Annotated in this window: 6 protein-coding genes; 2 read left to right on the top strand and 4 right to left on the bottom strand. The window is 68.1% G+C overall.

All coding sequences use genetic code 11. The features are described 5' to 3' along the window. Positions 1-108 (top strand): integrase core domain-containing protein (locus E3O67_RS04185; RefSeq protein ID WP_167726473.1); only part of this gene is annotated, 108 nt, incomplete at its 5' end. Here E3O67_RS04185 and E3O67_RS04180 read toward each other — a convergent pair. Beyond that, positions 105-1,583 (bottom strand): flotillin family protein, encoded by a 1,479-nt coding sequence (locus E3O67_RS04180; RefSeq protein ID WP_134430975.1) that lies wholly within the window; start codon positions 1,581-1,583, stop codon positions 105-107. The genes E3O67_RS04185 and E3O67_RS04180 overlap by 4 nt on opposite strands. Positions 1,584-1,682: 99 nt before the next feature. Continuing rightward, positions 1,683-4,463 (bottom strand): LuxR C-terminal-related transcriptional regulator, encoded by a 2,781-nt coding sequence (locus E3O67_RS04175; protein WP_135101992.1) that lies wholly within the window; start codon positions 4,461-4,463, stop codon positions 1,683-1,685. Between the two features lie 247 nt (positions 4,464-4,710). On the opposite strand from E3O67_RS04175, the gene E3O67_RS04170 reads away from it, so the two are divergent. Then, on the top strand, positions 4,711-5,121 hold the full coding sequence (locus tag E3O67_RS04170; RefSeq protein ID WP_134430970.1) for a PLDc N-terminal domain-containing protein: 411 nt from the start codon (positions 4,711-4,713) through the stop codon (positions 5,119-5,121). Between the two features lie 277 nt (positions 5,122-5,398). Here E3O67_RS04170 and E3O67_RS04165 read toward each other — a convergent pair whose 3' ends face one another. Both E3O67_RS04165 and zapE read right to left on the bottom strand, forming a co-directional pair. Further along, on the bottom strand, positions 5,399-6,670 hold the full coding sequence (locus E3O67_RS04165) for an ammonium transporter (protein WP_134430967.1): 1,272 nt from the start codon (positions 6,668-6,670) through the stop codon (positions 5,399-5,401). Positions 6,671-6,883: 213 nt separating this feature from the next. After that, positions 6,884-7,933: a cell division protein ZapE gene (gene zapE / locus E3O67_RS04160; RefSeq protein ID WP_135101990.1), complete on the bottom strand. Its 1,050-nt coding sequence runs from the start codon at positions 7,931-7,933 to the stop codon at positions 6,884-6,886. Between the last annotated feature and the right edge of the window lie 64 nt (positions 7,934-7,997).

The following is a 7,997-nucleotide window of genomic DNA, read 5'->3' as shown; positions in this document are numbered from 1 at the left end:
GCATACCAAGACTGGATCCATAGCTACAATCACCACAGGCCCCATACCGGCATCGGCGGCAAATCACCCATCGACCGCGTTCACAACGTCAATGGGAAGTACAGCTAGGCCTCCACGGCCGGTGCGGCCAGGGCGTGGTCGACGTCGGCCTGCTGGGCGGTCGTGAGCGACGCCTGCGGCTTGACGGTCGTGGCCGCGGCGGCACCGGCGGCGACGCCGCCGACGAGGTTGCCGAGCAATTCCCGGATGCCGAGGCCCATGGTCGACTTGAGCACCCCGTCGACCTCGGTGAAACCGGAGGCGACGTTCTTGGTCAGCTGGCTGGCTCCATCCGTGGAGATCACCGTCAGGTTGTCGATGTTCGACATCGGGGCGGCCAACTCGCGGGCGATCTCGGGCAGCATCTCCACCATGCGCAGCTGGATCAGCGCCTCGCTCTGCTCGGCGACGGCCTCGGCCGACAGCCGTGTGGCGGTCGCCTCCGCGGTACCGCGGGCCAGGATGGCGTCGGCCTCGGCCTGACCCTCCGCACGGAGAGCCTCTGCGTTCGCGATCCGGCTGTCACGGTCGGCGTTCGCTCCAGCCACGGCGGCCTCGGCGGCCGCTATGGCGGTCACCCGGATGCGGTACGCGTCGGCGTCGGCGATCGCGTTGACCTCGGACTCCAACTCGGCCTTGCGGAGCGACGCTCGCCGCTGGGCGGTGAGCTCCTGCTCCTGCACGATGGCCTGCTGCGCCTTGGCCTCGGCCAGTGGCTTGGCCGCGGCGGCTTCGGCGGCGGCCTTGTCGGTGTCCAGCTGCAGCGCGGCCTTCCGCAGTGCGAGCGTGTTCTGGGCCTCCGCGATGGCCTGTTCGGCCAGGATGGCGGCCTCCTGGGCCTCCCGGTTGGCCTGGTGCTCGGCCACCTCGGCCTGGCGGCGCACCTTGGCCTGCTCGGCGCGGCCGAGGTCGCGAATGTAGTCGTTCTCGTCGGTGATGCCCTTGATCTCGAAGGAGTCCACGTCGACACCCTGGTTGGCCAGGGACTCACGGGCGGTCGCCAGCACGGAGGAGCCCAGCTCGTCGCGCTTCTGGATGATGGTCATCACGTTGGTGCCACCGATCGAGGACCGCAGCGAACCGGACAGCACCTCCTGAGCGAAACCGTCGATGTTCTTGTCCTGGCCGAGGAACCGCTGCGCGGCGGCACGGATGGCCGCCGGGTCGTCGCCGACCTTCACGATGGCGACGGCTTCCACGGTGAGGGTGACGCCGTTCTGGTCTTGGGCGACGGCCGTGATCTCGATCGCCCGGCTCCGCAGGCTGATCTTGAACGCCTTCTGGAAGAACGGGGTGATGAACACGCCCTGGCCGTGCACGACGCGCTGCCCGGATTCCTCCATCGTTGCGCCGTCGACGATGGTCTTCTTCGACTTCTTGCCGGTGATCACCAGAGCCTCGTCCGGCCCCGCGTTCTTGTACACGGTCTTGGCGTAGATCAGGCCGATCAGGAAGACGACGATACCCAGGGCGATGAGGCCGGGAATGGGGCTGAGCAGGAATTCGAACATGGGGTCCTTCCGTTCCGCCGGCACGAAGATCATGCGCGTGGCCTGGCTCACCGCGCAGCGCGCGCGGGCACGAGACCCTCGAAGCCTACTGGTCCGGGTGCGGCGGAACCATTCCCTTTCGGGGGGTGCCGGTCAGAGCAGGCCGCGCTCGTGCGCGATGACCACGGCACGGGCCCGGTCGGTGGCTTCCAGCTTCTGATAGATGTTGCGCAGGTGCGTTTTGACGGTATTCGGGCTGACATTGTGCTTGCGGGCGATGTCCGCCACGGACTGGTGGAAGGGCAGCTCGCGCAGCAGTTCCCGCTCCCGCTCGGTCAGCCTGGCGACCGGGGCCTGAGCCGGGCGGGTCTCCCCCGGCGACCGCCCCGCCAGAGTCAGAATCCGGCTCGCGAACCCGTCCAGGTCCCCCAACCGGCCGATCCGTGCGACGAGCAGCACCACCCCGAGCCCGCCCGCGGCCAGAAATACCCTCTCGACGCGCAGCTGCTCGGCCAGACGCAGCGCCCGCACCAGCCGGGCATCCGCCTCGGCAGGTCGAGCGTTCTCCTCGGCGATGCCGGCCAGCACGATCCACGCGCTCACCAGCGTCGACCCACGCCAGCACCGGCTGGCCAATGTCGCGGCGGCTTCCAGAGCACCTCCGGCTCCGTGGCGGCCCCGGGCCGGCGGGTAGGCGATCGAGCGAAGCAGCACAACCTCCAGCGAGTCCGCGCCCAATACGGCCTCCACCAGGTGTGTGACCCGCCGGGCCTCCGCCCTCCCGTCCAGAGCACCGGTCAGATCGAACCAGGGAATGCAGCAGAGGCTCAGCACACGCGGTTGCGCGACGGCGTTCTCGCGCAGCAGCCGGTTCAGACTCTCGAGCTCCGATCGCGGCCTCGGGTCAGCCGCCAGCGCCGACAGGGCGAGCAGGGCCTGGGCAGGCACGGTCAGCCCGGAATCGGCCACCATCGGGTCGGCCCTGACCAGCCGCTCCAGCACGCTCGGATCGATCGGCTCGCAGCGTTCGTACCGTCGGATCTGCAGAGCCACCCACGCGCGGGCCGCGGCGCGGTCGACCGGCACCCCCGGCACGGATGTCCCGGCACCCGATGCGGGATGCGCTTGGGCATCCGTCGCCAGGGCCAGCTGATCGTCGATGAGGCCGGCACGGGCCCAGTCTCCGCGGCGGGCAGCGGCCGTGGCGGCGAGGTCGCCGGCGAGCAGGAACAGCCACGTGTAGCCCGCATTCCGCGCGGCCACAGTCACCATTCGCAGTCCCGCTTCGGCCTGCGCCGCCTCGCCCAGTCCGGCGCGGCACCAAGCCTCCGCGGTGGCAGCCAGCAGGTCGACGCCGAGGTCTGCCCGACGCCCTGGAGCGTTGCGGGCGGCGAGGAGCCCGGCTAGGCCGTTCCGGATCTCGTCGGACGTGACGGCGGAGAAGGCGGTGAGCGCCTCGATCACGACAGCCCGGGCGTCCGTGCCGGCGCCGGTGGGAAGTGGCGCCGTGAGTCCCGCCAGCAGGTGGCCCGCCCGCCCCCGATCGGGAAAGTACGGAGCGTCCAGGAGCAGCCTCAGGGTTGCCGCCACGGGTGAACCAGAGTTCTCGGCGAGCGCGGCCGGCTCGGCCAGGGCCCGGAGCACCAGGTCAGGTGTTCCCCGGAGTACGAGGTCGACACCGACAGTGTCGAGCATCTCGTCGACAAGGCCGGGCGACCGGGCTGCGAGCGCCTGCTCGAGCGCGTCAGTTCCGTCGGAACGACGCTCGAACCACCGGGCCGCGGTCTCGTGCGCAGCAGCCGCAGCCACGGCGTCCCGTCGCCACGCCTCGGCCTGCAGGTGCGCCAGCAGGACCGGGTGGATGCGATACCCCGCGGTTTCGACACGGCTCTCCCTGACGATCAGGGCGCCCGGCCCGGCCAGCCGATCCAGCACCGCCCCGGCATCCGCTCGTTTCGTCACCGCGACGGCCAGGTCGACCGGGATGACGGCCGTGACGGCCGCGCGGAGCAGCGTGGTCTCGTCCCCGTCAGCCCAACCGGCGATGACCTCCGACCGGAGGAAACCGGACACCGCGGGATGGTCACCGTCGAAGTCCCGCACCAGCCGCGCGGGATCATCGCTCCCCCGCAGGAACGGCAGGATCAGCGCGAGACCGGTCACCCAACCAGCGGTGCGCTGCAGCAGGATCGTCGTCTCCTCTTCCGTCAGGAGGACACGCTGCCTGGCTGCGAGCGCCGTCAGCTCCGTCCGATCGAACGCGAGGTCGGCCGGCGGCACGTCGACCAGCGCGCCTGCGGCACGCAGTCGCGTCACCCCCACGCCCGGCGACGTGCGCCCCGCGACCACGAGACGGATGCCGCCTGGCGCCGACCTGACCAGCTCGCCCAGCAGTCCCGGCCGATCCGCCTCGGCGCGGTCCAGCTCGTCGATGAACACGTACCTGGTCACCCCGTCGCCTGACACCCCCGAGGCGAGCGCACCCTCCCCGACCTGCCTGACCTCCCCGACCTGCCGCCAGACATCAGCGGGACGGACCTGCCCCGACATCGGCGCGCGCACCCAGGTGACCGGTTCCCCCGCACGCTGGAGGCGGCGTGCCCAGGCGGCCAGCAGGGTCGTCTTGCCGGAGCCCGCGGCGGCCCACAGTCCGACGCAGCGCACCTCACTCGCACGAACCTCACCGGCACGAACCTCACCGGCCCGCACCTCGCCGGCACGCACCTCGCCATCACTGAGACGATGAAGTGCATCGTGGAGCCGGGGCCTCTCCAACTCCATGGCCGAGGGAGCCGGGACGTCCGCGATGAGCACCGGTAGGACTGCCGGCGGTGTCACCGGCGGCACGGGCGGCAGGGCTACTGGTGGCAGGGCTACCGATGACTGTTCAGTTCCCGGCAGCCCGATCTGAGCCGGTACCCGATGCACGGTCATTGAGGCACGTCCTCCGTTCGCGGGGGTGGTCGATCAGCCTCGACACCTTAGCTCTCGGCCTGCCCCTCGGCTAGAGCTCCCGGTGCCGTCGGCCGGCGACAGTATGGGCACGAGCCAGCGAATTCATCCGTTTCGGGTGAGGGTGGCTCGGCCACCTGGACGTATGACAGTGGCACACGTCACGTGGTGGCGTGGTCGACGCTCAACGCTCGAAATCAGCAGTGCCCGAAGATGAGGAGAAAGTGCCATGGACTTCTGGGAAAACCTGTGGGGAACGATCTGGTTCTTCTTCTGGACCTTCGCGATCATTTCGTATTTCTTCGCCCTCTTCGGCGTCATCGTCGACCTGTTCCGCGACCGGCAGCTCAGTGGCTGGGCGAAGGCGGTGTGGTTCCTCGCCCTGTTCTTCGTGCCCTTCCTCACCGTGCTCATCTACGTGATCGCCCGGGGCAAGGGCATGGCGGAACGCAGCTCCAAGGAGTCGAGGGAGTACCAGGCGCAGACCGATCAGTACATCCGCACCGTCGCCGGAACCGGTTCCGGGGCCACGGAGGAGATAACCCGGGCGAAGGCCCTGCTCGATGCCGGAACGATCACTCCGGCCGAGTTCGACGCCCTGAAGTCCAAGGCCCTATCGAGCTCGTCCTACATGGAATAGTTCCTACTCGGGCTAGTTCCCGCCTCACCGAGAAAGGCAGAACCCCGCCAGCTCTCAGCCACCGAGAGTCTGGCGGGGTTTTCCTTGGGAGGTTCGGGTCCCCCGCAGGTTCCGCCAGTGTGTCCCGGCCTTCCCTAGCCGTCAAGGTTCACCCCGGGCTGAGAGGCCGGGCCCGGATCGGCACGGGCCGGCATGCGAAAGGGCGGTGGGATCATCCGCTGAACCGGATGCCCCCACCGCCCGTGCTGGGTCAGATGAGCTGGGTACTGCTGCGTCGTCAGACGACGTCGAGCGCGTAGCCCTCTTCCCCGTGCACGATGGTGTCCACTCCGGCCACCTCGTCTTCGTTGTTGATGCGGAAACCGATCGTCTTCTGAATGACCCAGCCGATGCCGTAGGCCATCACGAAGGAGAAGACGGCGATGCCGAAGGCGGCGATGAACTGCACCCAGAGCTGGTTCAGGCTCCCGGTGTCGAGGAGACCGATGCCCGAACCGAAGATGCCGATGTAGAGCGTTCCGATCATGCCGCCGATGAGGTGGATGCCCACCACGTCGAGCGAGTCGTCGAAGCCCCACTTGAACTTGAGATCGACGGCAACGGCGCACACCGCACCGACGAGGAGGCCGAGGACGATCGCCCAGAACGGGGTCAGGATGTTACAGGCCGGGGTGACGGCGACGAGTCCGGCGACGGCACCCGATGCGGCACCGATCGAGGTGGGCTTGCCGTCCTTGATCTTCTCGACGACCAGCCAGCCGAGGATACCGGCGGCGGGACCGACGAGAGTGTTGATCCAGGCGAGGGCGGCGACACCGTCGACGGCGGCTTCGGAGCCGGCGTTGAAACCGAACCAGCCGAACCAGAGGAGCGAAGCGCCGAGGAGGGTGAGCGGCACGTTGTGGGGCTTGGAGATGCCCTTCTTGAAACCGACCCGCTTGCCGAGCACCAGAGCGAGAGCCAGAGCTGCTGCACCGGCGTTGATGTGCACCGCGGTTCCACCGGCGAAGTCGTTGACTCCGAGGGCGGCGGGAGCCCACCCGTCGGCGAGGTTGAAGACCCAGTACGCGACCGGGAAGTACACCAGGGTCGACCACACGGCGGCGAAGATGATCCAGGCGCCGAACTTGGCGCGGTCGGCGATCGCCCCGGAGATCAGCGCGACGGTGATGATGGCGAAGGTGGCCTGGAAGCCGGCGAACGCCAGCCCGTTCAGGTCGGGCGAGAGCGAGCCGTCTTCACCGGCGCCGAGCAGTCCGCTCAGGCCGAGCAGCTCGGACGGGTTGCCGAGGAAGCCGGGGATCAGCGGCGGGCCGAAGACCAGACCGTAGCCGTAGAGCACCCACAGCACTCCGACGACGCCCATCGCACCGAAGCTCATCATCATCATGCTGATGACGCTCTTGGCCTTGACCATGCCGCCATAGAAGAAGGCAACACCGGGAGTCATCAGGAGAACGAGGGCGGCCGCGACGAGAAGCCACAGGGAATTGAGATTCAGGGTTATTTCATCAGTTGTGGCGTCCAACAGGACTGACAGTTCAACCATGGATATGGTTACCTCTCTCTAACAAACAGTGATTGCCGTCGACGTGCACAGGGTGAGCGGAAGATCGTGTCTCGGCGGGTACAGAGTCAGTGTGGAGTTGTCAGGTTTCGGCGAGGGCGCGCGGATGTTTCGACCGCGTTACACGCCACGCGAGGGTGTTAACATCGCGTTTCCGGCGGGCTGTGCGGTCGTCCGTCCCCGAACAGTCGAGGTTCAGTCGTGCGGCGGGAGCTCCCCTGTGGTCAGCGCCACGAGCCGGGACTGGGAGCGCTGGTACTTCTTGCGGTAGCCACCGGAGAGCATTTCCTCGTCGAAGACCTCGTTCAGTGGCTGCCCGTTGGCGATGATCGGAATCTCCGCGTCGTAAACCCGGTCGATGAAGGCCACCAGCCTGAGGGCATCCGTCTGGTCGGTCAGCAAGTACACATCGGTCAGGGCGATGACGTCGATGCCGTGAATCATCTTGATGTACTTCGACGGATGCACCGTGCTCAGATGACGGATCAGGTCACCGAAATCGTCCCGGGTCACCGCCGAACCGCGTTCGAGCAGGGCGGGCACCATCTGGTCCAGCTCATCCCGGGGCACGGCGATGGCATGGCCCTCGATGTCGCGGCGGCGGTAGTCGAGGCCGTCGATGCGCACGATCTCGAAGTTCGCGGACATCGCCTGGATCTCGCGCAGGAAGTCGATCGCGGCGAACCGCCCCTCGCCCAGCGAGTTCGGCGGCGTGTTCGACGTCGCGGCGACTCGAGTGCCCGAGGCCACCAGCTCGCCCAGCAGCCGGGTCATCAGCATGGTGTCGCCCGGGTCGTCGAGTTCGAACTCGTCGATGCAGATCAGGCGGGCACCGGAAAGTTGCTTGACGGTGGCCGCGTAGCCGAGCGCCCCCACCAGGGCGGTGTACTCGATGAAGGTGCCGAAGTACTTCGGTCCCGGGGCGGCATGCCAGAGTGCAGCCAGCAGGTGGGTCTTGCCGACGCCGAAGCCGCCGTCCAGGTAAATACCCGGCAGCTCCGCCTTGGGCTTGCGGGTGCGGGAGAAGAATCCGCTGGGCCTCTGGGGCAGCCAGGCCCCGGCGAAGGTGCCCAGCCGCTCCACGGCCTCGAGCTGCGACGGAAAGTTCAGGTCGGGTCGGTACGACTCGAAGGAGGCGTGCTCGAACTGGGGCGGCGGAACCAGTTCCGCCACGATCTCCGGCCCGGTGATGCTCGGAGAGCGATCGGCCAATCGTTGCACCTGGCTGAGAGCGTATGGAGCCATGCTGGAGTACCCGGTTTCTGTGTCGGACTGGTAGTCGCGGTCGGTGCATCATCGTCGAAGAACG

Source organism: Cryobacterium sp. TMT3-29-2, from assembly GCF_004564305.1.
In the GTDB taxonomy this organism is placed as follows: Bacteria; Actinomycetota; Actinomycetes; order Actinomycetales; family Microbacteriaceae; genus Cryobacterium; species Cryobacterium sinapicolor.
Note: the sequence above shows the minus strand (reverse complement) of the source record. Positions and strands in the feature narration are given on the sequence as shown.

What these genes read in the sequence shown, in the direction of transcription:
- E3O67_RS04180 (WP_134430975.1), bottom strand. Translation starts at nt 1,583, where the DNA reads ATGATCTTCGTGCCGGCGGAACGGAAGGACCCCATGTTCGAATTCCTG.
- E3O67_RS04175 (WP_135101992.1), bottom strand. Translation starts at nt 4,463, where the DNA reads ATGACCGTGCATCGGGTACCGGCTCAGATCGGGCTGCCGGGAACTGAA.
- E3O67_RS04170 (WP_134430970.1), top strand. Translation starts at nt 4,711, where the DNA reads ATGGACTTCTGGGAAAACCTGTGGGGAACGATCTGGTTCTTCTTCTGG.
- E3O67_RS04165 (WP_134430967.1), bottom strand. Translation starts at nt 6,670, where the DNA reads ATGGTTGAACTGTCAGTCCTGTTGGACGCCACAACTGATGAAATAACC.
- zapE (WP_135101990.1), bottom strand. Translation starts at nt 7,933, where the DNA reads ATGGCTCCATACGCTCTCAGCCAGGTGCAACGATTGGCCGATCGCTCT.